Raw genomic sequence first — 25152 nt, forward strand, 5'->3', positions numbered from 1 at the left:
CCCCATGCACGCGCGGCCACGCACCGTCGTCCAGATGTTACCGGCGCTCCACTCGGGGGGCGTCGAACGCGGTACCGTCGAGATCGCCGAAGCGCTGGTTGCCGCGGGGCACCGGGCGATCGTGATCGCCGACGGGGGCCGCTACGCCGACCATCTGCGCGCGATCGGCGCAGAATGGATTCCTTGGCCCGTAGGCAAAAAGTCAGTCGCCACCCTCTGGCGTTTCGTTCCCAAAGTGCGCGACCTCCTCATGCGCGAGCGGGTCGATATCCTCCACCTGCGCTCTCGCTTCCCTGCCTGGGTCGGTTACCTCGCCTGGCGTCGCATTCCACCCGCTTTGCGTCCCCGGCTGGTGACCACCGTGCACGGCTTCTACTCCGTGAACCGCTACAGCGCCGTGATGACCCGCGGCGAAACGGTGATCTGCGTCTCCGAAGCAATCCGCCGCTACGTGCTCCGCCACTACCCGAGAACCGACCCGGCGCGTTTGGTCGTCATCCCACGCGGCATCGACCCGGCTGCCTATCCGCGCGGCTACCGCCCTGATCCCGACTGGTTCACCCAGTGGTACGCGCAGTTCCCGGAAACCCGCGGCAAACGTTGGGTGACCCTCCCCGCGCGGCTCACCCGCTGGAAAGGACAAGCGGAACTGCTGACGGTGTGGCGGGAGATCATCGCCCGCCACCCGGACGCGCACGCGCTGCTCGTGGGCGGCTACGACGCACGGCGGCGCGACTATGTCGCCGAGCTGCAACAAACCATCCGCGCGCACGGTTTGGAAAACCACGTCACCCTCACCGGCGACCGCCCCGATCTCAAAAACATCCTGGCCGCCTCCACCGTCGTCCTCTCGCTTTCCACCGACCCCGAAGCGTTTGGGCGCACCACTCTGGAAGCGCTGGCCCTGGGTACGCGCGTCATCGGCTACCATCACGGCGGCGTTGCCGAGCAACTCGCGGCGATCTACCCCGAAGGGTCGGTTGCCGTGGGCGACCAAACCGCGCTTGCCCGCCAGATCCGCGCCGCGCTCGACGGTACGCTGCCACCGGTGACCCAACCGCTCCCGGAACGCTTCACGCTCGCCGCGATGCAGCACGAAACGCTCGCCCTGTATCAGCGGTTGGCAGAGCGGGTTTCACTGCTGTAACTGAAGTACCCTCACCGGGCTTTGCAATCCACACAAACGCTTACATCGACCCGAAGCAGTGATCGTACTTGCGCTAGTAGCGCAAACCATGCTTTGCCTACCCAGGGCAATCGCATGCAGTCCACTGTCGTGGACTGCATGCGATTGCCCTAGGGACACACTGATTTATTCGCAGATCGATGGGCCGAACTCATCCCTGACATGCGAGAATTGAAGTACTGACATTTGATAGGCACTTGACGATGCAAGCGAGCTTTTCCGAACTTGAATATGCGAGCAAGAAGAAAGTGACGCGGCGCGACCGGTTTCTTGCCGAAATCGATGCGGTAACGCCTTGGTCGGCGCTGGTGGCTGAGATCGAACCGTTCTACCCGAAGGGAACCGGACGAGGCCGGCCGCCGATTGGCGTGGAACGCATGCTGCGCATGTATATTGCCCAGCAGTGCTTCGGATTGTCCGATGAAGGGATCGAAGACGCCATCTACGACAGCCAGGCCATCCGGCGCTTCGTTGGCATCGACCTGTCGCGGGAGTCTGCGCCCGATGCCACCACCCTGCTCAAGTTTCGCCGCCTGCTGGAAACGCACCATCTGACCGAGCGCATCTTTGCTGCCATCAATACCGTGCTGGCGCAGAAGGGTTTGATCCTCAAGGAAGGCACGGTCGTTGATGCCACGATCATCGCCGCACCGTCCTCGACCAAGAACCGAAGCGGCAAGCGCGATCCGGAAATGCATCAAACCAAGAAGGGCAATCAGTGGTACTTTGGCATGAAAGCCCACATTGGCGTCGATGCCGAAACCGGCATCACCCACACGCTGGTGACCACCCCGGCCAACACCAATGATGTCACCCAAGCCCATGCCCTGCTGCATGGAGAAGAGAAAGTGGCCTTTGGCGATGCGGGCTACCAGGGCGTCGAGAAGCGGCAAGAGAACCGCAACGGCAAGGTTCGATGGGAAGTCGCGATGCGTCCGGGCAAACGCAAGGCGCTGCCGAAGACGGCGATGGGCAGGTTGATCGACAAGATCGAGCAACTCAAGGCAAGCGTGCGTGCCAAGGTCGAGCACCCGTTTCACATCGTCAAGAACCTCTTCGGCATGAAGAAGGTACGCTACAAGGGATTGGCGAAGAACACTGCGCAGCTCTACACGCTCTTTGGGTTGGCGAATCTGCTGATCGCCAAGCGGCAATTGTTTGCGCTCAACGCCCAAGGTGCGTCCTGAGAGGGGCGAAATGAGGAAATTCGCCGAGAAACGAGGCGAAAGCCAGCCGAAAATGGCGGCAAAAAAGACATTTCTTGCCCACCGAGGTGTCAATGTCGAAGGGATACGGTCAATCTCGCTCATTTCCAGTCAAATGCTGATTTGTTCAGCGTGTCCTTAGTAGTCAGTCGGTGTGACGCAACGGAAAGCGAAAACCCCGTCAACAAGAGCCAAACAACGGGAAGCCACTGTACCGTCAAAAGCACAGGCTGGGATTGAACAGGAAATGCGTAAGCAGCCAATGCTATTGCCCATGGTGCGCATTTTTGACGGGCTGTCACATCTGATCGTAGAAAAAGGGTCACCCCCAACACAATCATGGCAAGCAACCACAGTAGCCCCATTACCCCCATCTCAGCCCATAGTGCGAAATAAAGGTGATGCGCATGGAATGGATCACTGTTGTGAAAGACATCGTTCTCATCAGAATATTGCGCATAGACATGTCGATACTGCTTGGCGCCCACACCCAGAAAGGGGTGATCGTTCCCCATTTTTACGGCATTTCGCCACAACTCCCAACGATAAGTTAGGATTTTATCCAACGCCTTGTCAGCTTCTTGTTCATTTCCCGATTGGATAGCATGAATGACCGAAAGGGTCCCTTCATAAGTATTGATCGCACGAACTGTCAAGGGCTTACTCAGTCCAACCGCCAACGCGCCAATGATCAGCACACCAACTCCCACAACGACCAAAAACCTTTTTGGCCAAAACCAAAAAATCGGAATTGAAGTCAAAAGTAGCAACACGAAAGAACTACGGAATCCCGAGAGCAAAACTAGCCACACAGTCAAAAACCACAGTCCAAGCACGAACGCATATTTCCTCCGCAGTGGCCAAGCAGCAAAAGGAAAAAGCATCGCAAGAAAACTGGAAAACCGGATCGAATCAGGGAAAGGGCCTACAAGCCTACCCTCATAATAAGACTGATTATAAGGAACCCCAATCAAATCATAGCCAAAAGCATACTGAAACAATCCATCCACAAGAAAAACAAAAAAAGTCAGCGCCAAAACCTTCCGCAAAATTTCGCCAACATCGGGCAATCGAGTTGCAGCCCAACCTACAGCAAGCGTTGCCACAGCAAAACCCAGTGCAATAACGGCATAGCCGATTCCAGCGCTCGGCTTAGGGGCGCCAATCAAAGACAGTGCAATAATGGCAGCGAGCGCGCCCCAAAGATACGCGAACCAAACACTCTCTCTTGGAAAATCTGCCCCACGGTAGCGAAACACAAGCCATAAACTCAGCGCCATCAACAACAGCGCGGGTACCCTGGGGCCACCCGGTAGCGGTTGTGCCCAAACCAATGCAGAAGCCAAAAAAACGACCACGGCTGCGAGACGCCTTTCGGTATCAGCCGTTTTCCACCAATCTACTCTGCGCTGCCAAAATCCAAAAATCACTTCAGAAAACGAAAGCATGCTCACCACCTCACCGCCACTGCTTGATCACCCACATCGGTGGCGCAATATGCGCGCCGCCCGGCAGCCGTTCGAAGGTGCCATCCCCGCTCTTATCCACCAAATAGTAGGGCTCACCGCGCGCAGGCACCACCTTCATCAGATACACCTTACCGCCCACACGGTATTCGGTCACCGTATTCTCCCCTTCCTGCCGAATCACCACCTCGGGTTCGACCAGATCTTCTTCGGTGATCGGCCCAGGGATCGCAGGCGGTGGCGGTGCGTCGGCAAAAACGGTCGGCTCACCACGGTCACGCCCCCCCACATCGCGCTCGGCTCCGCGCTCGCTTTGCTGTCCATCCTGCGCCATTTGGGCCACAGCCCCCTGCCATGCGCCCACGATCGCCAGCAACGCGCCCACCATCCATACTTTCCCAGTCCGCATTGGAATACTCCCTCACAACTGCAACATCAACTGCCGCTCGTGCGGCAACGGTTCGAAACCACGCGTCTCGTAATGTTTGAATATCGCCGCGACGATCGCATCGGGATCATCGATCACTTGCGCAATCAGCAGATCGTCCGGGTCGATCATCCCCTCTCCCGCGAGCTTCGCTTCGAGCCAATCCAAAAAACCTTGCCAGAACGGGCGATGCACCAAAATCACCGGAATCCGGCGGCTCTTCCCGGTCTGGATCAACGTCATCACCTCCAGGAGCTCGTCGAGCGTCCCAAACCCCCCGGGCATCACCACGTACGCCGACGCAAAACGCACGAACATGTACTTGCGCGCAAAGAAATGGCGGAACGTTTGCGAAACATCCTGATAAGGATTGGCGTGCTGTTCGTGCGGCAACTGGATATTGAGCCCAACCGACGGGCTGCGACCGAAAAAGGCCCCCTTGTTCGCCGCTTCCATGATCCCCGGCCCACCGCCGGAAATCACCGCAAATCCCGCATCGGAGAGTTTGCGTGCGATACGTTCGGCCAACTGATAATAAGGATGCTCCGGCGCCAACCGTGCGCTGCCGAACATCGAAACTGCCGGGCGAATCGGCGAGAGGCGCTCGGCCCCTTCGACGAATTCGGACAAAATCCCCAACAACCGCCACGCCTCGCGGCCATTCTCCATGATATCTTTGGGATCATCGACCCCGACAGGCACCTTGTCTCGCAGCGACATCGTCCGCATCACTCCTCTTCGACAACCGCTATGCTACCCTAACGGCCAGCAAAAAGAGAGTGACGCGAGAAGACTCATGACCCGGCTCGTACTCGTCGACGGCAGCAGCTTCCTCTACCGTGCCTTCCACGCGCTGCCCGACCTGCGCACCGCCCAAGGCGAACCCACGGGCGCGATCCGCGGCGTCGTCACCATGCTCACCAGGCTCGAAGCCCGCTTCCCTGCCGAATACCGCGCGTGCGTCTTCGACGCCCCCGGGCCCACGTTCCGCGACGAACTCTTTGCCGAATACAAAGCCCACCGCCCGCCGATGCCGGAAGCGCTCGCAGCCCAGATCGAAACGCTCCACCAACTCGTCCCCCTCATGGGTTGGCCACTGATCGTCGAGCCAGGTGTCGAGGCCGACGACGTCATCGCCACCCTCACTACGCAAGCGCGTGCCCGCGGGTGGGAAGTCGTGATCGCCACCGGCGACAAAGACCTTACCCAGCTCGTTGTTCCCGGTGTCCTCTGGGTCGACACCATGCGCAACGAAACGCTCGACCAAGCAGGCGTCGTCGCCAAATTCGGCGTCACGCCAGCACAAATCCCCGACTACCTCGCGCTTGTCGGTGACAGCGTCGACAACATCCCCGGCGTCGCAGGCTGTGGCCCCAAAACCGCTGCGAAATGGCTCAACCAATACGCCACGCTCGACGAACTCATCGCCCATGCGGACGAAATCGGCGGCAAGGTGGGTGAAAACCTCCGTGCCGCGCGCGAATGGCTCCCCAAAGCACGCGAACTCACCACCGTCAAACGCGATCTCACGCTGCCCTTCACCCTCGACGACCTCGCCACCCGCCCCGTCGACTGGCCCGCCCTCAGCCGTTGGTTCGAACGTCTCGAATTCCGCACCCTCGCCAAACAGTTCGAAGCGCACCTTGGCGCCGCGCTCCACCCTTCCGATACCAACCCTGCCCCTTCCGGCAGCGAAACCTCCGCTCACCCCTCAACCAACCCCGACGCCACCGCTGCTGACGCGGTTCCCCGTGAAACCAGCGCGGCGCACGGCACCCTTCACCAGGAGACCGCCCACCACCTGCCGGAACCGGCACTCGAACCATCTGATGCCGCCGAAGCGCGCCGCGCCCGCTACCGCACCATCGCCACACCGGAAGCGCTCGACGCCCTCGCTCACCGGCTACAGGCCGCCGCCGCGTCCCAAGCGGTCGTTGCGTTCGACACCGAAACCACCAGCCTCGACGCCCGCAACGCCGCGTTGGTCGGCATCTCGTTCGCCTTTGCCGAAGGAGACGCCTGCTACCTCCCGCTTGCGCACCGCAGCCTGGAAGCGACCGAACAACTGCCGCGCGATGCGGTTCGCGCCGCGCTCGCCCCGTGGTTTGCCAACGCATTGGCGCCCAAAGTCGCGCAAAACGCCAAATTCGACCTCCACGTTCTGGCCGCCCACGGCATGCCGGTTGCCGGAACACCGGACGACACGATGCTCATCGATTACGTGCTCGCCAGCGACCGCGAACACGACCTCGACCGTCTTGCCGAACGCGAACTCCACCTTCGTCCCCTCACCTACCAAGCGGTCTGCGGCAAAGGCAAACAAGCGATCTCGTTTGCCGACGTCGAACTCCCCGTCGCCACCCGTTACGCAGCCGAAGACGCCGACCTCACCTGGCGGCTCTACCACCACCTGCGCCCGCAACTCGAAGCCGACGCCAAGCGCAACCGAGTCTATACCCGGATCGAACGACCGCTCGTCCCAGTGCTCACCGCCATCGAAGCGGCGGGCGTCAAAATCGACACCGCGCAGTTGGCCGCCCAATCGGAACGCTTCGCCGCCGAAATCGCGGAATGCGAAACCCGCGCCGCGAAACTCGCGGGCCGCCCCTTCAACCTTGCCTCCCCCAAACAGGTTGGCGAACTCCTCTTCGCGGAACTTGGCCTCAAACCCCCGAAAAAGACCGCGACCGGCCAGGCGAGCACCAGCGAAGAGGCGCTTGCGCTCTTAGCCGAACGGCTCGACCCCAGCACGCGGGAATATCAGCTCATCGCCACACTCCTTGAACACCGGCGGCTGGCGAAACTCAAGAGCACCTACCTCGACAAACTCCCGCGCATGGTCGACCCCAAGACCGGCCGCGTCCATACCACCTTCTCACAAGCGGCGGTCGTCACCGGGCGGCTCTCCTCTTCGGAACCCAACCTGCAGAACATCCCCGTACGCACCGACGAAGGGCGCGCCATTCGCCGCGCCTTCGTCGCCGAACCGGGCTACCGGCTCCTTTCTGCCGACTACTCGCAAATCGAACTGCGTATCATGGCCCACCTCTCCGGCGATGAGACGCTCATTGCCGCGTTTCGCCACGGCGAAGACATCCACCGCCACACTGCCGCCGAACTCCTTGGCAAACCGCCGGAAGCAGTCACCGCCGACGAACGGCGCCTGGCCAAAACCATCAACTTCGGCCTCATCTACGGCATGGGCGCCCCAGGACTTGCGCGCTCGCTCGGTCTCTCGAAAAAAGCGGCCGAAGCCTACATCGCGCAATACTTCGCCCGCTACCCCGGCGTGCACCGCTACATGGAACGCGCCCGCGAACAGGCGCGACAGCAAGGCTACGTCGAAACCCTCTTCGGCCGCCGACTGTGGCTGCGCAACATCCATTCCCGCAACGCCGGTGTGCGCGCCGCCGACGAACGCGCCGCGATCAACGCCCCGATGCAAGGCACCGCGGCGGACCTCATCAAACTCGCGATGATCGACCTCGCCGCAGCGCTCGCTGAACGCCACCCCCACGCGCACATCGTCCTGCAAGTGCACGACGAACTCCTCATCGAAGCGCCGGAAGCCGAATGCGCGGCGGTCGCGCACCTCGTCAAAACACAGATGGAAGGCGTTGCCGACCGCCACGCGGCAGCGTTTGCGATCGAACCGCTCGCCGTCCCGCTCGTCGTCGACGTCGGCATCGGCACCAACTGGGACGAAGCCCATTGAACGCCGTCCCCGATCGCGACCTCGCCCTCTACCGCCGCTTGTGGCGCTACGTCCGCCCCTACTACGGTGCGTGGGCGATCGCCCTCGTCGGCTTCCTGCTCTTTGCCAGCGGTCAGCCGATGCTTGCGGTTGCCCTCAAATACTTCGTCGACGGGCTTACCGACCCGCAACTCGCGCGCGTCACCCTGCCTTGGGGTGAAAGCGTCAACCTGCTGCCGTGGATTCCCCTCATTCTCGTTGCCGTCGCGCTGTGGCAAGGAATCGGCACCTTCTTGGGCCAATACGGCATGGCGAAGGTCGCTGCGGGCGTCGTCCATGACCTGCGCCGCGACCTCTTCGCCCATCTCCTGACGCTTCCCATCGCCTACTTTCGCGACCACGACAGCGGCCGAACCATCTCGCGCCTCACCCACGACGTCACGATGACCACCACCGCGGTCACCGACGCGGTGCGCGTATTGGTCCGCGAAGGACTCACCGTGCTCGCGCTCCTCCTTTACCTCCTGTGGTCGAACTGGCGGTTGACGCTTGCGCTCCTCATCGTCCTGCCGCTCATCGCGCTCGTGGTACGCCACACCCAAAAACGGCTGCGCCAAGCGGCACGGGCACTGCAAGAAGCCGTTGGCGAACTCACCGGGCTTGCCACCGAAACGGTGCGCGCAATCTCCGACCTGCGCGCGTTCGGCGCAGAAACCCGCATCCAAGAACGGTTCGCTGCCGCGAACGACGCCGAAGAGGCGCGACAACAGCGTCTCGCGCGCATCGCCGCTCGGCAAACCGCGTTCACCCAGCTCCTCACCTTCACCGCGATGGGCGTCGTGCTCTGGCTCGTCCTGCAACTGCGCGGCGACGCCACCGTCGGCGAACTGGTCGCCTACGTCTCGGCCGCGGGACTCCTGCCCAAACCGTTGCGGCAACTCTCGGAAGTCGGCAGCCGCTTCGCGCGCGGCCTGGCGGGCGCCGAAAGCGCGTTCCAGCTCCTCGACACCCCGCCCGAACCCGAAACGGGCCACTACGCGCCGCCCCATTCAGCGCCACCACCCGCAGCCGCATCAACGGTTTCCCCTCCCCCCACCTTCGCCGCCGACCCGCGCGCCCCCAGCGCTGCTGCCGACGCGCTCGCCCCAACTCCTGGTGCCGACCGATGCGCACCCAACGCTCCGACCACACCCGGAACCGCCTTCCTGGCACGCAGCACGACTTCTGCCTGCTCGTACGCTCCTGCGGCACACGGAACTGCCCCTTCGCTCCTCACCGCTACACCCCATCACGGCGCCCACGTCGCGTTCGACCACGTCTCCTATCGCTATCCCAACGCCGCCACGCTCGCCCTGGAAACGATCACGTTCGAACTGCGCCCCAATCAGTTCACCGCGCTCATCGGACGCTCTGGAAGCGGAAAATCGACCCTCGTCCAACTGCTGCTACGCTTTGCCGACCCCACTTCCGGAACGATCACCTTCAACGGCGTACCGCTTCCCGAATGGCAACGTGCGGCGCTGCGCCGCCAGATCGCCTACGTCCCGCAAGCCCCGGTCCTGTTCGCTGGGACCATCGCGGAAAACGTCGCGCTCGGCGTCGGTAACGAACCGGTGCCCCGCGACGCGATCATCGCTGCGCTCAAAGCCGCGCACGCCTGGGAATTCGTCGCACCACTGCCGCACGGCATCGATACCCCGATCGGAGAAAATGGCGCACAGCTCTCGGGCGGCCAGCGCCAACGGATCGCGCTGGCTCGCGCCTTCCTCAAACGCGCCCCACTCCTCATTTTGGACGAAGCTACCTCGGCGCTCGACAGCGAAACGGAAGCCGCGGTGCACGAAGCGCTAGAGCAACTCCGCCACCACACCACCCTCCTGGTCATCGCCCACCGCCTCTCGACCATCGAACGCGCCGACACCATCGTCGTTCTGGAAGCGGGCCGCGTCGTCGAAACCGGAACTCACGCAACGCTCTCGCAAAACCGCTCCCGCTACGCGCAACTCCTGGCCGCAACTGCCCCGAACGCCACGCGCACCGCTTCCACCTAGCAACCCGCCGCGTTCTTCCGCTCACGCACCGCACCCTTTCGCGGCACTGCACCACTTTTCCCCAGTGTGACGTCACTACTTTTCCCCAGAGTGGCTATAATTGGCGTCACAGCCTTCCGCACACCGTTACCGCGATGACCTCCGTAATCGACCTCTACGAAAAACTGCGTCTGGCACCCGACGAAACCGCCCGCGCCCGCATCATTGCGGAAGCGTTCGAAGCGCTCGAAAACCGCTACCCCCACCTCGACTACCTGGTGACCACCCGCCACCTCTCAGAAACCGAACTCAAACTCACCAAAGAGATCGAGCAGGTTCGGCTCGACGTCGAGCAAGTCCGCTCCGAACTCAAAGCCACCGAGCTCAAACTCACCAAAGAGATCGAGCAGGTTCGGCTCGAAGTCGAGCAAGTCCGCTCCGAACTCAAAGCTACCGAACTCAAGCTCACCAAAGAAATCGAGCAGGTTCGGCTCGACGTCGAGCAAGTCCGCTCCGAACTCAAAGCCACCGAGCTCAAACTCACCAAGGAAATCGAAGACGTTCGCCTCGAAGTCGAGCAAGTCCGCTCCGAACTCAAAGCCACCGAGCTCAAACTCACCAAAGAGATCGAGCAAGTTCGCCTCGAAATCGTTCAAGCTTCCGAACGCACCCGCAGCGAAACCCTGACCGCGATTGCCGAAAGCAAGGCATCGCTCATCAAATGGAGCTTTCTCTTCTGGCTCAGCCAAATGGGGGCGATCCTCCTCCTGCTTTGGCGGCTCTTCCCCAACCGCGGCGGCTGACGTTGTCCAACCCATGACGCTCATCCCTGCAGCCCCCCAATGGCAGGGCTACCGCGCTACCGCGGATCCAAAACTCCTCGCGGCGCTCACCCCGTTTCGCGGGCACACACCGCTCTGGGTCGTAACCAGCGGCGAAGCGGGCATGCGGGCGCAGGCGCTTGGCCTTGCTGAAGCGCTCGATACCCCCTATACCGAATGGGTGTGGCCTTTGGCGCCGCCCTGGCGCCGCTGGCCTGCCTGCGCGCTGCTGCTCACCTGGCTGCTCCGCCACGCGCTCCCGCGCCGCCGCGACACCACGCCATTTGCCACCGCTTGGCAAACCTTGTGCCGCTACCTGGAAGGCCCACCGCAACAAGCAAAGTGCGCCCCGCCGCACGCGCTCGACTTACCCGCGCTCCACGCGTGGCCGCAAACAGACACCCCTGCACCACCCCGGCTCATCGTCGCGTGCGGCCGTCGCGTGATCGCACCTGTCCTGTGGCTCAAACGCGCCGCGCCCACCCGGCCCAAAGTCCTCTACGTGCAAGACCCGCGCACGCTGAGCGCTCATTTCGACCTCATCGTCGCCCCCGCCCACGACCCGATCCGCGGCGCGAACGTCGTCCCCACCCCCTTTGCGCTACACCGCATCACCCCGGAACGGCTCGCACACGCTGCGGCCATTTGGCAACCGAAATGGGCGCCCTACCCCAAACCGTGGTGGGGACTGGTCGTTGGCGGCCCCAGCCGCTCGGTCCAATGGGACGAAGCGCTGGCGCGAACAGCGATTCGAGCCTGGCTGGAACAGGCACGCGCCGCAGGCGCCACGCTCTTTGCCACCACCGCCCGGCGCACCCCCGCTGCTACCCGAGCGTGGCTTGCTCAGTCCCTGGCCGCAATTTGCCCTGGGAGTCCACCCCCCTTTACCGGCGAAGGGGAAAACCCCTACCTCGCGATCCTCGCGCTCACCGCCCAACGCGCGATCACCAGTGATTCGGTCTCGATGCTCTCCGAAACCCTTGCCGCACCCGGCACCAGCGTGCGGCTCGAAGTCGGAACCTACCGTCCGCGCCTGCAACGCTTTCACCGCGTTTGGGATCAGGGCGCCACACCCAGTGCCGACTCATAGAGCGGTTTAACCAGAGCAAAATCTGCCGCCGCCCGCTACTTCAAACGACCGGCGCCCGACGAGCAAATGCCTTACGCGCTTTGGAAAACCGCCATCGACTCCACATGCCCCGTGTGCGGGAACATGTTCGCAATCCCCGCTGCCACAAGACGATAGCCTTTTTCGTGCACCAAGATCGCCGTGTCGCGCGCCAACGTCCCCGGATGGCAGGAGACATAGACGATGCGGGTGGGCGCCACCTCAGGGGTGATCGCCTTCACCAACGCCGCCGCGCCATCGCGTGGTGGATCGAGCAGCCATTTATCGAAGCGACCGAACCCCGCGAGCGCCGCTTCGGTCATCTCGAAGAGGTTCGCACTATAAAATGCCGTATTGCCGCCCAACCCATGCGCGTCCGCCAGCGCCGCAGCGCGTTGCGTCATCGTTTCGGAACCTTCCACCCCGACCACGGTCGCGCCCGAACGCGCGATCGGCAGCGTGAAATTGCCCAAACCGCTGAACCAATCGGCCACGCGCTCTCCAGCCTGCGGCGCCAACCACTGCACAGCCCGCCGTACCAACGCCCGGTTGATCTGCGGATTCACCTGGGTGAAGTCGCTCGGCAAAAAGGTCAGCGTGACGTCGAATTCCGGGTGGCGATATGCCAACGTCCGGTCATCCGCGGCGGTGAGCGGCGCCATCGTCTGCGGCCCACCCGGTTGCACCCAGACCGCCACCTCATGGGTGCGGCCAAACGCGGCCAACATCGCTTCATCTTGCGCCGTCAAGGGCACCAGATGGCGAAAGACCAGTACGATCGTCCCATCGTCGCCTGCTGCGAACTCGATCTGCGGAATCCGATCGGGACACGACAACCCACCGATCAACCGCCGCAGCTCGGGCAACAGCACCGAGACGCGTTGCGGCAACACGTGGCAGGAGCGCATATCGGCGATATGACTCGAATTCCGTTCACGGAAACCGACAAGCACCCCCCCCTTCTTCGGCACCAGTCGTGCGCCGATGCGCGCCCGATGGCGATACCCCCAGTACGGCCCGTAAAGCGGCGGCAACACCTGCTCCGGGCGCACCCGCGCAATATGCCAAAGCGTGTCTTCCAGCACCCGCTGTTTCGCAGCCACCTGCGCGGAGGCATCGAAATGCTGCATCGCGCACCCGCCACACACCCCGAAATGGGGGCAGCGCGGCGTCACCCGCCAACACGAAGCCCGCTCCACCGCAACCAATTCGCCTTGCGCGTAACTGGCCCGATCACGGGTACGGACGAAACGCACCACCTCCCCGGGCAACGCCCCGCTGATGAACACCGCCTTGCCATCGACGTGCGCGACCCCCCGCCCCTCGAGGTCAAGCGACGCCACCGCCGCGCGTTCGACCGGCGCGGTCGCAGACAACCGCGCTTTACCCATCAACGCAGCTCTTCGTAGAGCATTTCCAAGATCTGCTTCGCAGTGGCGTCGTTCACCGCGTTGCCCGCGTCGTCGAGCACCACCACGCGGCTCTGCTCGCCCGCGCCCACTACGCGCACCCGGTATTCGCTGTTGAGTTTCGGCCTCTTGTCGTCACGCCAAAACGCCAGCCGTGACCAGAAGCTCTTGCGCTCCTCCTCGGCCACCACCGCCGGATCGTCGTAGCGCACAAGGTAGGTACCCGCGCGGCGATCGCGCTCCAGCACCGAAAAGCCCAGCCGGTCGAGCGCCAACCCCACGCGCCGCCACGCCCGGTCGAAGCCATCACGCAGCTCGAGTTCCGCCCGCTGACCATCGAGATGGAGCAGCGCGCGCTCTTGCGAAACCGCACCAGCTACCATCCGTTTCGCCGCCTCTTCCTGCGCCCCAAGGAAAACCATCAATCGACGCAACATCTCCGCCTCGAGCTCCGGATCCGCCGGACGCGGCTGCCACACCGTGTGATCCTTCTGCGCCGAATCGTAGACCTCGACCATCCCGCGGTGCGAGATATAGACCTCGACCTCGCCCGGATTTTTCCCCGGCTCGATCCGGGTACGGAATTTGTCCCGCTCACCGGTGGAATAGAGCGAATCGAACACCTTGCCAAGGGTGCGGCGGATGATGTCGTCTTGAATCTTCGCCCGATTCTCGGCCCAATCGGTCTCGATCACCCCCAAATCGGGGCGTTCCACCGCCAACGTGAACCCAAGCTGCTGCCAAAAGTCCTTCAATTTCAGCCACAACTGATCGGGTGCAGCCTGCACCACCAACCAGCGGGTATCGCCAGCCCGCTCGATGCGCATCCCCGGCTGCTCCGGCAACACCCCAGATGCCGCCGCTGCCGCCGCGCTCCCTGGCTGCACCCGCTCGCTCTGATACGCCAAGAGCGACGTCGCACCACGCCGCGTCGGCAACTGGAAGCGCTCCCCTTGCGCCGGATTGATCAGATCGGGCGGCACCTCGAGCGGCCGCTCCAAGCGCTTTTCGCTCTTGTAGTCGATCTCGCTCTTTTTCTCCAGCCACTCGTTCGGCGAAAACGACGAACAGCCGCTCACCGCAGCGCCCAACAGCCCCGCAAGGAGCCCCACTCCCCAGCGCTGCACGGTACCGCGCCCCTGACCGAACCGCGCCGCAGTTGTCGCCACACCGGCACCACGCTGCGCTACCGTTTTCGCCGCGCTCACGCCGCACGTCCCACTCGCCACCACCTGTTGCGCCATTTGCGCTTCCTTTCCAACCAAACTCACGCGCCTACCGCGATACCCGCACGCGCCAACGCCGCGCGCACCCGCTCCTGATTGCTGCTGCTCAAAGGCGTCAAAGGCAGCCGAATCCCGTCGGCGATTCGCCCCATCTGCGCCAACGCCCACTTCACCGGAATCGGGTTCGCCTCACAGAAAAGCGCCCGATGCAGCCCCAAGAGCTTCTGGTTGATCGCCACCGCCTCGGCCACGTTGCCGCTCATTGCCGCCACGCACATCTCGTGCATCGCGCGCGGCGCCACGTTCGCCGTGACCGAAATCACCCCTTTGCCGCCCAAAAGCAGGAACGGCAACGCAGTCAGGTCATCGCCGGTGTAACAGAGGAACCCGTCCGGCACCCGCTCGAAGAGATCGTACGCGCGGTCGATACTCCCCGTCGCATCCTTGATCCCGACGATATTGGGAATCTCGGCCAGACGCACCACGGTGTCGTTGCTGAGATCCGCCACCGTCCGCCCCGGCACGTTGTAGAGAATGAGCGGCAGATCCACCGCTTCGGCAATCGCGCGAAAATGGCGGTATAGCCCCTCTTGGGTCGGCTTGTTGTAATAAGGCACCACCGAAAGGTGGGCATCCGCCCCGGCACGTTTCGCCGCACGCGCCAGAAAGATCGCCTCCTCGGTGCTGTTCGCGCCCGTGCCCGCGATGATCGGAATCCGGCCTGCCGCATGCTTCACCGCCCGTTCGATCAACTGCACGTGCTCATCGAACGACACGGTGGGCGACTCCCCAGTCGTCCCCACCACCACGATCCCATCGGTCCCTTCCGCGATGTGCCAATCGATCAGCGCATCGAAGCGGGTCCAATCGATCGCCCCATCAGGCAACATCGGCGTGACGATTGCCACGATCGAACCAGTGAGCGAAAACATAACCCTTCCCTTCTGCGACGAGACGCAACGATTGTAACCCAATCACCCCTCCATCTCGCGGCGAATCCCCGCCCAGCCGATCGCCAGCCGCACCCCCCAGAGCACCACCCAGCTCGCCATCCGCTGATACCACGGCAGCCGCCGCACCCGCTCCAGCGTCAGCGCCTCGGCCCCTTCCGCCACCGCCTGCGTGATGCGCTGCCGCAGCTCCTCAGCCAACGCCGGATCGTCCACCCACGCGTTCGCCTCGCGCGCCAGAAACAGGCTGAACGGATCGATATTGCTCGACCCCACCGTCGCGTACCGGTCATCGACCACCGCCACCTTCGCGTGCATCATCGCGCGGGTGTATTCGTAAAGCGCGATCCCATTTTCCAGCAACCACGGATAGAGCGACCGGGTGGCGTAGTGCAGGATGGGATGATCCGAAAGACCTTGCAACACCAAACGCACCCGCACCCCCCGTTGCGCGCACGCCTCCAGCGCACGGCGAAAGCGCCGCCCTGGGAAAAAGTAGGCACAGACGATCCACACCTCCTGCTGCGCGGTCGCCAACGCGTTGAGGTAGCTCTGCTCGATCGCATGCCGATGGCGAAACGAATCGCGCAACACCAACGCCGCGCGATGGGACCCCGCTTGAGCTACCGCAAATGGCGGATCACGCGGCACCACCACCCGCCCCCGCCGCGACGCCCACGCCACCAGCCGCCACAACCGCGCCATCGCAGCGCGCACCTCCGCAGCCACTGGCCCTTCCAACCGCACGGCGAAATCCCAACGCGGATAGCGGGGGTTTGGCTCAGGTTGCCGTCGAAAATCTGAAACGATATTGATCCCGCCAACGAACGCCTCCACCCCGTCGCGACACGCCAATTTGCGGTGCAAACGCCGCATCCGGTTCGGACGCCACCACCGTCCGCCAGACGCCAGTGGCCGATAGACCTGCACCGCCACGCCCGCAGCACGCAAGCGCTCGGCATGGTCACGAACGAATTCGAGACTGCCAAAACCGTCGACCAGAAGGCGCACCATCACCCCGCGCTGCGCCGCGCGCACCAGCGCCGCGATCACTGCGGAACCGACCTCGTCGACCTCGAAAATATAGGTTTCCAGCCAGAATTCGACCTGTGCGCGGTCGATCGCCGCGATGAGCGCCGGGAAGAACGCCGCCCCATTTTCCAGCAGCGTTACCTGGTGCCCGGAACGAAACGGCGCGATCGTCACAACCAACCGCCTACGCCACCCACGCCAGCCGCGCCAACAGCGGCAGATGGTCGGAGAGCCGCGACCACGGCGCGCGTCGCAACACCTGCGCATCGAGTACGGCGAACCCACGCACATAAAGCCGGTCGAGGCGGCCAAACCGCCACCCACGCGCCGGATAGGTGCGTAACGGCCGCTTCAACCCCGCATCCACCCGCTGCAACCCCAACGGCGCCGCGAAACGCAGGCACGCGGCACGCTCCCAATCGTTGAAATCGCCACCGACGATCACCGGCCGCCCCTCCGGCACAGCGGCCACCAGCTCGCGCAGCCGCGCCAACTGCCATTGGCGCCAACGGTGTCGCAACCCCAAGTGAAGGGAAAAGAGATGCACGCGCTGCGCGCCCATTGCCACCACCACTTCGAGCGCCCCACGCGACTCCCACCGCGGCGCAGCCGAGAGATCGTGGTTACGCTGCGCCACGATCGGAAAACGCGAAAGCACCGCATTGCCATGGTGCCCCGCCACGGTGAAGCGGTTTGCCCCGTACGCCACATACGGCCACGCCCCTTCCGCCAAATAGCGGTGTTGCGGCACGTGCTCGCGCGCAGCCCGCTCGGGATCGAAGAGCGCCCCGCGCACCTCCTGCAACAACACGAAGTCGGGTGCCACGGCGCGCAACGCCTCGCGCATCGCCGCAATCGTCACCCGTGTGCGCCACGGCGCCCACCCCTTGTGGATGTTGTAGGTCAGAACCGAAACGGTTGGTGGCGTCACCGCGTTCGGCAACCTCAACCGACCGCCAGCATCCGATCCAGCGCCACCCGTGCCCAGTGCGCCACGGACTCCGGTACCTGGATGCGGTTCACCACGACCCCGTTGGCCAGATTCGCCAACGTCCACGCCAGATGCTGCGGGTCGATGCGCTGCATCGTCGAACACATGCACACCACCCCGCCCATGAAATGGACCACCTTCTCTTCAGCCGCCATCTCCTCGGCCAGGCGGCTCACCAGGTTGAGCTCGGTCCCCACCAGCCACTTCGTGCCCCGCGGTGCTTCGCGGATCGTCTTCTGGATGAATTCGGTGCTCCCGACGTAGTCGGACTTCAAGCAGACCTCGAGCGAACACTCCGGGTGCGCAATCACGAAGCCATCGGGGTACTTCGCTTTCCAGCGGTCGATCTGCTGCGGCGTAAACATCTGATGCACCGAACAGTGTCCTTTCCACAGCAGAATCTCGGCATCGCGAATCGCCTCTGGGGTCAGCCCCCCATAGGGCAGATCGGGATCCCACACCTTCATCTTCTCGAGCGCAATCCCGCGCTTATAACCCGTCCATCGCCCCAGATGCTGATCCGGGAAGAAGAGGAGCTTCGGCCGCTCTTTGAGCGCCCAATCGACGATCTGCGGCGCGTTGGTCGAGGTGCACACGATCCCGCCATGTTGCCCACAAAACGCCTTCAGGTCGGCCGCGGAATTGATATAGGTCACCGGCGTGTAGGTCTGTTCCGGGTCGTCGCCCAACACCTCGCCCAATTCGCGCCACGCGCGGGTCACCTTGGGCAGGTCGGCCATATCGGCCATCGAGCAACCGGCAGAAAGGTCGGGCAGAATCGCCACCTGCTGGGGCTTACTCAAAATATCGGCCACTTCGGCCATGAAATGGACGCCACAAAAGACGATATACCGCGCATCGGTCTGCGCTGCCAGACGCGCCAATTTCAACGAATCGCCGGTGAGGTCGGCGTGCCGATAAACATCAGCCCGCTGGTAGTGGTGACAAAGGATCACCGCCTCACTTCCCAGCTTCGTGCGGGCCGCGACGATCCGCTCCTGACACGCCTCGTCGCTCAATCCGGCGAATTCCGCAAACGGAATCGCTTCACCCGCGCTCTTTTGCGGCTCAGCAACCTCGGCCAGCGCCTGATCGAATGCACTCATCGCAAAATCCTCACTGCTTACGGCGAAAGCCAGGGCAACCCGTGGAATTTCCACCCACCCACGGTGCCGCGGTGGCCTTCGGCATCTTTGTCGCCTTCGAAACCTTCCAAAATATTATAAGCGCTCGCATACCCGGCCGCCGCCGCAGCGCTCGCCGCATGGTGCGACCGCGCCCCAGAGCGGCACAAAAAGAGCACCACCGCCTCCGGGTCGACCTGTCGGCGCAATTGGGTCAAAAAATGGGGGTTCAGCGTCATCTCCGGGTAGGTCACCCACTCGATCTCCACTGCGCCGGGCACGCGTCCCACCCAATCCCATTCGGCGCGCGTCCGGCAATCGACGAGTACCGCGCCGGGAATCCCACGCCAAACGGCATACGCCTCGGGCGGCGTCAATGCCCCGGCGTAGGGCAACCCCAATTCCGTACGCCGCCGCCCCGCCGCTGCTAAAATGTCATGCAGTTCGCTCATCGATGCCTCCAGACGTGCCGCACCCGATCATACCCCCGAATCCTGCTCCCGAAAAAGAGACCGCGCCAAGGGAAAAACGTTCGCCCCCAGAAAAGCGTACGACACCCTCCGCCACCCAGACGCACCTTCGCAACCAGCAGGTCGCGCGCGCCAGCATCACCGCGATGGCGACGAACGCCGCGCTGGCACTCATACAGATCGTCGTCGGGCTTCTGGCCAACGCCTTCAGCTTGGTTGCCGACGCGTTCCATACCCTCGCCGACCTCACCACCGACGCGCTGATCGCCTGGGCAAGTCGCCGCGCGGGCGCACCACCCGACGCCGATCACCCTTACGGTCACGGTCGGCTGGAGACGCTCGCCAGCCTCACGCTGGGCATCGTTCTCGTCGCTGTCGGCGGCGGTTTCGTCTGGGCCGCTGCCAACCGCCTGCAAGCCACCGAACCGCTCCCACCCGTCACCTACCCCGCGCTCGTCGTCGCGTTGCTTGTCCTTGCCAGCAAAGAGGGACTCTACCATTGGCTCAAACACCGCGGCAAAAAACTCAATGCACCCGTGCTCGTCGCGGCCGCGTGGCACGCCCGCTCGGACGCCGCGTCGTCGTTCGTCGTCGCCGTCGGCATCGGCGCGAGCCTGCTCGGCGCCCCGGCGCTCGAACCGATCGCCGCCGCGATCGTCGGTTTCCTCATCGCGTCGATGGGCGTGCGTTTCGCCTATCGTGCGCTCGCCGAACTGGTCGACACCGCGCTCGAACCCGAGCAGGTCTCCGCGATTGCCGAAACGATTCGTGCTACGCCGGGCGTAATCGACGTCCACGAACTGCGCACCCGGCGGATGGGGCACCAGGCGCTCGTCGACGCGCACGTCCAAGTCGCGCCGCGCCTCACCGTCTCCGAAGGACACCGCGTTGCCGAAAAGGTCATCTCGCGCCTCAAAACCCGTTTCCACGAAGAACACGAGCTCACGGTCGGCGACGTCACCATCCACATCGACCACGAACCGGACCAAGCCCCGGACGCCCCAGCGCACGCCCCTGTGCCCGAACGCGCCGAACTTCTCGCCGCGGTGCGCCACGCGCTGGGCTTTCCCGCGTTTGCCACCGAATGGCTCCAGATCCACTACCTCAACGGTCGGTGCGAGCTCGATCTCCTCCTTCCCGCACCCGTACCCCAAGCCCTTCGCCCATTCGTCGACCACCCGGAACGGCGCGCCGAAGCCACGGCTATCCTGCGTCAGCAAATGCCATGCATCAAATCGGTGCATTGGTACCTTGCCCTTGAACCATAATCGTGCAACAATGCACCAAAAATGTGCATTACCGCATCGTTTGAGTGCACAACCGCCGTGATTCGACCGTTTCCTAAAATGGCACGCAGTTTGCTGATAAGATCGCTACTCGCTTTTTCACCACTCAGGAGCATTCCCGATGAACACCGAAGACGTGATGCGCCTCGTATCGGAAAACGACGTTCAATTCGTCGACCTTCGTTTCACCGACATTCGCGGCAAAGAACAACACACCACGCTCCCCATCTCGGCATTCGAAGAAGAGATCTTCGAGCGCGGCCAGCCGTTCGACGGCTCGTCGATCGCCGGTTGGAAAGGGATCCAAGCCTCCGACATGCTCCTTTTGCCGGATCCCGCCACGGCCTACATCGACCCGTTCTATGAAGAGACCACGCTGGTCCTCACCTGCGACGTGATCGAACCCGCCGACGGCAAAGGATACGACCGCGACCCGCGCTCGATCGCGAAACGCGCCGAAGCCTACCTCAAATCGACCGGTCTCGGGGACACCGCCTACTTCGGCCCCGAACCCGAGTTCTTCATCTTCGACTCGGTCGAATGGTCCGCGGACATGTCCGGCAGCTACGTCAAAATCTTCTCCGAAGAGGCGGCGTGGGCAACCGCGGAAAAATTCGAAGGCGGCAACAAAGGACACCGCCCGCGCGTCAAAGGTGGCTACTTCCCGGTCCCGCCGGTCGACAGCCTCCACGACCTGCGCGCTGCGATGGTGCTCACCCTCGAAGCGATCGGCATTCCGGTCGAAGTCTTCCACCACGAAGTGGCCACCGCGGGGCAGTGCGAAATCGGCACCAAGTTCAACACCCTCACCCGCCGTGCCGACTGGACGCAAACCCTCAAATACGTCGTCCACAACACCGCACACCAATACGGCAAAACCGCCACCTTCATGCCCAAACCGATCGTCGGCGACAACGGCAGCGGCATGCACGTCCACCAGTCGGTCTGGAAAGACGGGCAGAACCTCTTCGCCGGCAACGGCTACGCCGGGCTTTCCGAATTCGCCCTCTACTACATCGGCGGCATCATCAAGCACGCCCGGGCGCTGAACGCGATCACCAACCCCGCCACCAACTCCTACAAGCGGTTGGTGCCCCACTTCGAAGCGCCGGTCAAACTCGCCTACTCGGCGCGCAACCGCTCGGCGTCGATCCGCATCCCCTACGTCGCCAACCCGAAAGCGCGTCGTATCGAAACCCGCTTCCCCGACCCGGCGGCGAACCCCTACCTGGCGTTCGCGGCGCTCCTGATGGCCGGGCTCGACGGCGTGCAGAACAAGATCCACCCGGGCGACCCGGCGGACAAGAACCTCTACGACCTGCCGCCGGAAGAAGACGCGAAGATCCCCACCGTCTGCCACAGCCTCGACCAGGCGCTCGAAGCGCTCGACGCAGACCGTGAATTCCTCACCCGCGGTGGCGTCTTCTCCAACGACTTCATCGACGCCTACATCGACCTCAAGATGGAAGAGGTGCAGCGGCTGCGCATGACCACCCATCCGGTCGAATTCGAGCTCTACTACAGCGTGTGATCGCACCCCGACACACTCTGAGCACCTCGTCACTACTTTGGGGATGCGCTGCGCTTGCCGCAGCGCTCCTCGTGCCGCAGCCTGCATGGGCGCGGCTCTGGAAATGCGACGCCGGCCATGGCGAAGTCCTCTACACCAACGACATGCGCGTCACGCGCGGCAAACGGTGCGAGCTCCTTACCCTCCCCGAGGCCCAACCAGGACCCTCGCGTCGCGCCGGAAACACCACGCCAACGACATCCCGCCCCGTCGGCGAACCCGCGCAACTCGTCCCCCGTGACGACCTGCGCCGCCGCATCCTCCGCACCGAACTCGAAAACGAACAGAAACAGATCGCAACCCTCGAAACCGAACTCGCCACCGCCCCCGCCGACGCGCAGGCCACCCTGCGGCAACGCCTCGAACGCCACCGCCGCAACCTCGAAGCGATCACCCGTGAACTCGACCGCCTCCGCTGACCGGATGCTCCCCACCCTGGACGAACTGGCCACTGCGGTGCTCGTTCTCGACGCGCACGCCCGCATCACCTTCGTCAACGCCGCCGCCGAACACCTCCTCAACCGCAGCCGCAACCAACTCGCCGGCCAACCCGTCACCGCGATGCTGGGCACCGCACCCGGACTCACCCAAGCGCTCGACGCCGCGGCCCGCTCGGGCTGGTTCTACACCACCACCGACACCCTCCTCTCCCACCCCGACGGCGACCCCTGGCACGCCGACCTCACCGTCAGCCCCCGCCCCAACCCACCGGGCGGTTTCCTCGTCGAACTCAAAGCCGTCGACCGCCAACGCCTCACCACCGAAGCCGAACAACGGCAACGGCTGCAACACGCCGTGCAAGAGATGGCACGCGCGATCGCGCACGAAATCAAAAACCCCCTGGGCGGCATCAAAGGAGCCGCGCAGCTCCTTGCCCTGGAGCTCGCCAACACCCCCCACGCCGAATACGCCGAAGTGATCGTCCGCGAAGCCGACCGGCTCCACACCCTGCTCACGCGCCTCACCACCACCCACCAGCACCCCCACCTCCACCCGACCGACCTCCACCAGCCCCTCGAACAGGCCCGTCGGCTCATCGCCGCCGAATACCCCGAACTTACGATCACCCGCGACTACGACGTCAGCATCCCACCGCTGCTTCTTGACAGCGAACGGTTCGTCCAACTCTTCCTCAATCTTCTCAAAAACGCCGCGCAAGCCACCGACGGCCGCGGCACGATCACCCTCAAAACCCGCGTCGCCCGCCAAGTCACCCTGGGCAAAAAACGGTGGCGGCTCGCTGCCCGCATCGACATCGCCGACAACGGCCCCGGCATCCCCGAAACGCTGCGCGACCACCTCTTCTACCCCCTCGTGAGCAACCGTCCTGGCGGCAGCGGCCTGGGGCTTGCGATCGCCCACGAAATCGCCACCGAACACGGCGGCGCGATCCATTTCACCAGCAACGCGCGCGGCACCACCTTCACCGTCCTCCTCCCCATTCCCGACCCCCAATGGGAGCGTGACCGATGACCACCCCGGAAATCTGGATCGTCGACGACGACGACGCCATCCGCTGGGTGCTCGGCAAAGCGCTCGAACGGGCCCACCTCCCGCACCGCCTCTTCGCCGACCCGCAAACCGCGCTCGCCGCTGCGAAAACCCACCCCCCCGCGGTCCTCGTCACCGACGTGCGCATGCCCGGCATCGACGGCTTCTCCCTCGTCGCCGCACTCAAAGAGCAGCACTCCAACCTCACCGCGATCCTCATGACCGCCTACTCCGACCTCGACGCCGCCGTCCAAGCGTTCCAGGTCGGCGCGTTCGAATACCTCCCCAAACCCTTCGACGTCAATGACGCCGTCGCCCTGATCACCCGAGCCTGGCAAACCGCACAACGGCCCATGGACAGACAACCCGCGGAAGCGGCGACAACGCCACCCCCGCATACCCCTGAACTGATCGGCGCATCCCCAGCCATGCAAGCCGTCTACCGCGCCATCGGCCGCCTCTCCACCTCGCACGCTACCGTTCTCATCATCGGCGAAACCGGCACCGGCAAAGAACTGGTCGCGCGAGCGCTGCACCGCCACAGCCCCCGCGCGCCAGGCCCTTTCGTCGCGATCAACACCGCTGCGATCCCGCGCGACCTCCTCGAAGCCGAACTCTTCGGCGTCGAAAAAGGGGCCTACACCGGCGCCACCACCGCCCGTCCCGGCCGCTTCGAAGAGGCCCACCGCGGCACCCTCTTCCTCGACGAAATCGGCGACATGCCGCTCGAACTCCAAACCCGGCTGCTGCGCGTCCTGGCGCTTGGCGAATTCCACCGCCTGGGCGGACGCGAACTCAAACGGGTCGACGTGCGCATCATCGCCGCCACCCACCAGAATCTGGCCGCGAAAGTCGCCGACGGCACCTTTCGCGAAGACCTCTACCACCGCCTCAACGTCATTCGCCTCACCCTCCCGCCGCTGCGCGAACGCCAAGAAGACATCCCACTCCTTGCCGACCACTTCCTCAAACGCGCCGCGCAACAACTCGGCGTCGAACCCAAACGCCTGAGCCCCGACGCAATCGCCTGCCTCACCCACCACCCCTTCCCCGGCAACGTCCGCGAACTCGAAAACCTCTGCCACTGGCTCACCGTGATGGCGCCCGCCGCCACGATCACCCCCGAAGACCTCCCCGAAACGTTCCGGCCATCCCCCCCGCAACCCGCCGAACCCCCCCTTTCGCTAGAGTCCCCAGCTCGACACCTCTCCCCCGCGACCGCAACACCGCTCAAAACGCTGCGCGAAACGCAACCCCAAACGCAACCCCAAACACCACTTCAAACAGCCCCCCACCACGCGGCACCCCCAGACGCCACCCAACCCCCTTCGCCTTCCCGCGAGCCTGCCGTACCACCCCCTTCAGCCAACGCAACCACACATCCAACGCTACCCGACTGGCAAACCGCCCTCGCCGCAACCCTTCGCACCCTCCTTGCCCAAGCCGAAACCGCCCCGCCTGCCACACCGCTCTACGCCCAACTGCGCGAACAGTTCGACACCTGCCTCCTGCACACCGCGCTCGACTACACCCACGGCCACAAACAGCGCGCCGCGCAACTTCTGGGCGTCAGCCGCAACGTCTTCGCGCGGAAGTTGGGGCGCCACGAAGATGACGAATAACAGTACAATCGAACCCGTTTCAAACCCGTTTCACACCGAGATTT

The 25152-nt window shown here is 63.8% G+C and carries 21 protein-coding genes; 11 read left to right on the plus strand and 10 right to left on the minus strand.

From position 1 onward, the window contains the following. Positions 1–4 precede the first annotated feature (4 nt). Positions 5–1147 carry a glycosyltransferase family 4 protein gene (locus HPTL_RS10125; RefSeq protein WP_119335869.1) on the plus strand — a complete coding sequence of 381 codons (1143 nt, stop codon included), beginning with the start codon at positions 5–7 and terminating at the stop codon, positions 1145–1147. Between the two features lie 242 nt (positions 1148–1389). Next, positions 1390–2373, plus strand: coding sequence for an IS5 family transposase (locus tag HPTL_RS10130; RefSeq protein WP_108079864.1), 984 nt, complete (start codon positions 1390–1392; stop codon positions 2371–2373). A 119-nt stretch (positions 2374–2492) separates the two neighbouring features. On the opposite strand, the gene HPTL_RS10135 is transcribed toward HPTL_RS10130, so the two are convergent. The 3 genes from HPTL_RS10135 to HPTL_RS10145 are packed head-to-tail and all read right to left on the minus strand — an operon-like array spanning position 2493 to position 5004. Continuing rightward, positions 2493–3839 (minus strand): O-antigen ligase family protein, encoded by a 1347-nt coding sequence (locus HPTL_RS10135; protein ID WP_232000037.1) that lies wholly within the window; start codon positions 3837–3839, stop codon positions 2493–2495. Positions 3840–3849: 10 nt separating this feature from the next. Further along, positions 3850–4266, minus strand: coding sequence for a DUF2782 domain-containing protein (locus tag HPTL_RS10140; RefSeq protein WP_197713687.1), 417 nt, complete (start codon positions 4264–4266; stop codon positions 3850–3852). 12 nt (positions 4267–4278) lie between these two features. Continuing rightward, positions 4279–5004 carry an LOG family protein gene (locus HPTL_RS10145; protein WP_119335871.1) on the minus strand — a complete coding sequence of 242 codons (726 nt, stop codon included), beginning with the start codon at positions 5002–5004 and terminating at the stop codon, positions 4279–4281. Positions 5005–5080: 76 nt separating this feature from the next. On the opposite strand from HPTL_RS10145, the gene polA reads away from it, so the two are divergent. The 4 genes from polA to HPTL_RS10165 all read left to right on the plus strand — a co-directional run bounded on the left by polA (position 5081) and on the right by HPTL_RS10165 (position 11919). Beyond that, a complete protein-coding gene (polA, locus tag HPTL_RS10150) occupies positions 5081–7999 on the plus strand; it encodes a DNA polymerase I (protein ID WP_119335872.1) in 2919 nt (972 codons plus the stop codon). After that, complete coding sequence (locus tag HPTL_RS10155) at positions 7996–10029, plus strand: ABC transporter ATP-binding protein (RefSeq protein ID WP_119335873.1); 2034 nt, start codon at positions 7996–7998, stop codon at positions 10027–10029. The genes polA and HPTL_RS10155 overlap by 4 nt, the downstream gene beginning before the upstream one ends. Positions 10030–10163: 134 nt before the next feature. Further along, positions 10164–10811, plus strand: a complete 648-nt coding sequence (locus HPTL_RS10160) for a DUF1640 domain-containing protein (protein ID WP_119335874.1) — start codon at positions 10164–10166, stop codon at positions 10809–10811. A gap of 13 nt (positions 10812–10824) precedes the next feature. Next, positions 10825–11919, plus strand: coding sequence for a mitochondrial fission ELM1 family protein (locus HPTL_RS10165; protein WP_119335875.1), 1095 nt, complete (start codon positions 10825–10827; stop codon positions 11917–11919). A gap of 71 nt (positions 11920–11990) precedes the next feature. Here the strand turns inward: HPTL_RS10165 and rlmD are convergent, their stop codons facing one another. From rlmD to HPTL_RS10200, 7 genes are read right to left on the minus strand one after another with little or no spacing between them, the layout of a single operon-like run. Further along, positions 11991–13328, minus strand: coding sequence for a 23S rRNA (uracil(1939)-C(5))-methyltransferase RlmD (rlmD, locus tag HPTL_RS10170; RefSeq protein WP_119335876.1), 1338 nt, complete (start codon positions 13326–13328; stop codon positions 11991–11993). Next, the gene (gene bamC / locus HPTL_RS10175; protein WP_119335877.1) at positions 13328–14590 is read right to left on the minus strand and encodes an outer membrane protein assembly factor BamC; all 1263 of its coding nucleotides are present in this window, start codon (positions 14588–14590) and stop codon (positions 13328–13330) included. Before bamC ends, rlmD begins: the two co-directional genes overlap by 1 nt. Positions 14591–14613: 23 nt before the next feature. Then, positions 14614–15504: a 4-hydroxy-tetrahydrodipicolinate synthase gene (dapA, locus tag HPTL_RS10180; protein WP_119335878.1), complete on the minus strand. Its 891-nt coding sequence runs from the start codon at positions 15502–15504 to the stop codon at positions 14614–14616. A gap of 42 nt (positions 15505–15546) precedes the next feature. Further along, positions 15547–16722 (minus strand): cardiolipin synthase ClsB, encoded by a 1176-nt coding sequence (gene clsB, locus HPTL_RS10185; protein WP_408610122.1) that lies wholly within the window; start codon positions 16720–16722, stop codon positions 15547–15549. A 16-nt stretch (positions 16723–16738) separates the two neighbouring features. Further along, the gene (locus HPTL_RS10190; protein WP_170141342.1) at positions 16739–17485 is read right to left on the minus strand and encodes an endonuclease/exonuclease/phosphatase family protein; all 747 of its coding nucleotides are present in this window, start codon (positions 17483–17485) and stop codon (positions 16739–16741) included. A 14-nt stretch (positions 17486–17499) separates the two neighbouring features. Next, a complete protein-coding gene (gene nadA / locus HPTL_RS10195; RefSeq protein ID WP_119335881.1) occupies positions 17500–18651 on the minus strand; it encodes a quinolinate synthase NadA in 1152 nt (383 codons plus the stop codon). Between the two features lie 17 nt (positions 18652–18668). Further along, positions 18669–19121, minus strand: a complete 453-nt coding sequence (locus tag HPTL_RS10200; RefSeq protein ID WP_119336185.1) for a rhodanese-like domain-containing protein — start codon at positions 19119–19121, stop codon at positions 18669–18671. A 164-nt stretch (positions 19122–19285) separates the two neighbouring features. Here HPTL_RS10200 and HPTL_RS10205 point away from each other — a divergent pair, with 164 nt between their 5' ends. The 5 genes from HPTL_RS10205 to ntrC all read left to right on the plus strand — a co-directional run bounded on the left by HPTL_RS10205 (position 19286) and on the right by ntrC (position 25108). Next, entirely contained in the window at positions 19286–20407 is a 1122-nt protein-coding gene (locus HPTL_RS10205; RefSeq protein ID WP_170141343.1) for a cation diffusion facilitator family transporter, read from the plus strand. Positions 20408–20546: 139 nt separating this feature from the next. Then, positions 20547–21956: a type I glutamate--ammonia ligase gene (glnA, locus tag HPTL_RS10210; protein WP_119335883.1), complete on the plus strand. Its 1410-nt coding sequence runs from the start codon at positions 20547–20549 to the stop codon at positions 21954–21956. Continuing rightward, positions 21953–22414 (plus strand): hypothetical protein, encoded by a 462-nt coding sequence (locus tag HPTL_RS11300; protein ID WP_170141344.1) that lies wholly within the window; start codon positions 21953–21955, stop codon positions 22412–22414. The genes glnA and HPTL_RS11300 overlap by 4 nt, the downstream gene beginning before the upstream one ends. After that, positions 22392–23468 carry a nitrogen regulation protein NR(II) gene (gene glnL / locus HPTL_RS10215; RefSeq protein ID WP_170141345.1) on the plus strand — a complete coding sequence of 359 codons (1077 nt, stop codon included), beginning with the start codon at positions 22392–22394 and terminating at the stop codon, positions 23466–23468. The genes HPTL_RS11300 and glnL overlap by 23 nt, the downstream gene beginning before the upstream one ends. Further along, on the plus strand, positions 23465–25108 hold the full coding sequence (gene ntrC / locus HPTL_RS10220; RefSeq protein ID WP_119335885.1) for a nitrogen regulation protein NR(I): 1644 nt from the start codon (positions 23465–23467) through the stop codon (positions 25106–25108). Before glnL ends, ntrC begins: the two co-directional genes overlap by 4 nt. Positions 25109–25152: the final 44 nt, after the last annotated feature.

Origin of the sequence: Hydrogenophilus thermoluteolus (assembly GCF_003574215.1) — a bacterium.
Lineage (GTDB): Bacteria > Pseudomonadota > Gammaproteobacteria > Burkholderiales > Rhodocyclaceae > Hydrogenophilus > Hydrogenophilus thermoluteolus.

Excerpts from the sequence above, each read along its gene's own strand:
- HPTL_RS10125 (WP_119335869.1), top strand. The coding sequence starts at position 5 with ATGCACGCGCGGCCACGCACCGTCGTCCAGATGTTACCGGCGCTCCAC.
- HPTL_RS10130 (WP_108079864.1), top strand. The coding sequence starts at position 1,390 with ATGCAAGCGAGCTTTTCCGAACTTGAATATGCGAGCAAGAAGAAAGTG.
- HPTL_RS10135 (WP_232000037.1), bottom strand. The coding sequence starts at position 3,839 with ATGCTTTCGTTTTCTGAAGTGATTTTTGGATTTTGGCAGCGCAGAGTA.
- HPTL_RS10140 (WP_197713687.1), bottom strand. The coding sequence starts at position 4,266 with ATGCGGACTGGGAAAGTATGGATGGTGGGCGCGTTGCTGGCGATCGTG.
- HPTL_RS10145 (WP_119335871.1), bottom strand. The coding sequence starts at position 5,004 with ATGTCGCTGCGAGACAAGGTGCCTGTCGGGGTCGATGATCCCAAAGAT.
- polA (WP_119335872.1), top strand. The coding sequence starts at position 5,081 with ATGACCCGGCTCGTACTCGTCGACGGCAGCAGCTTCCTCTACCGTGCC.
- HPTL_RS10160 (WP_119335874.1), top strand. The coding sequence starts at position 10,164 with ATGACCTCCGTAATCGACCTCTACGAAAAACTGCGTCTGGCACCCGAC.
- HPTL_RS10165 (WP_119335875.1), top strand. The coding sequence starts at position 10,825 with ATGACGCTCATCCCTGCAGCCCCCCAATGGCAGGGCTACCGCGCTACC.
- rlmD (WP_119335876.1), bottom strand. The coding sequence starts at position 13,328 with ATGGGTAAAGCGCGGTTGTCTGCGACCGCGCCGGTCGAACGCGCGGCG.
- bamC (WP_119335877.1), bottom strand. The coding sequence starts at position 14,590 with ATGGCGCAACAGGTGGTGGCGAGTGGGACGTGCGGCGTGAGCGCGGCG.
- dapA (WP_119335878.1), bottom strand. The coding sequence starts at position 15,504 with ATGTTTTCGCTCACTGGTTCGATCGTGGCAATCGTCACGCCGATGTTG.
- nadA (WP_119335881.1), bottom strand. The coding sequence starts at position 18,651 with ATGAGTGCATTCGATCAGGCGCTGGCCGAGGTTGCTGAGCCGCAAAAG.
- HPTL_RS10200 (WP_119336185.1), bottom strand. The coding sequence starts at position 19,121 with ATGAGCGAACTGCATGACATTTTAGCAGCGGCGGGGCGGCGGCGTACG.
- HPTL_RS10205 (WP_170141343.1), top strand. The coding sequence starts at position 19,286 with ATGGCGACGAACGCCGCGCTGGCACTCATACAGATCGTCGTCGGGCTT.
- glnA (WP_119335883.1), top strand. The coding sequence starts at position 20,547 with ATGAACACCGAAGACGTGATGCGCCTCGTATCGGAAAACGACGTTCAA.
- ntrC (WP_119335885.1), top strand. The coding sequence starts at position 23,465 with ATGACCACCCCGGAAATCTGGATCGTCGACGACGACGACGCCATCCGC.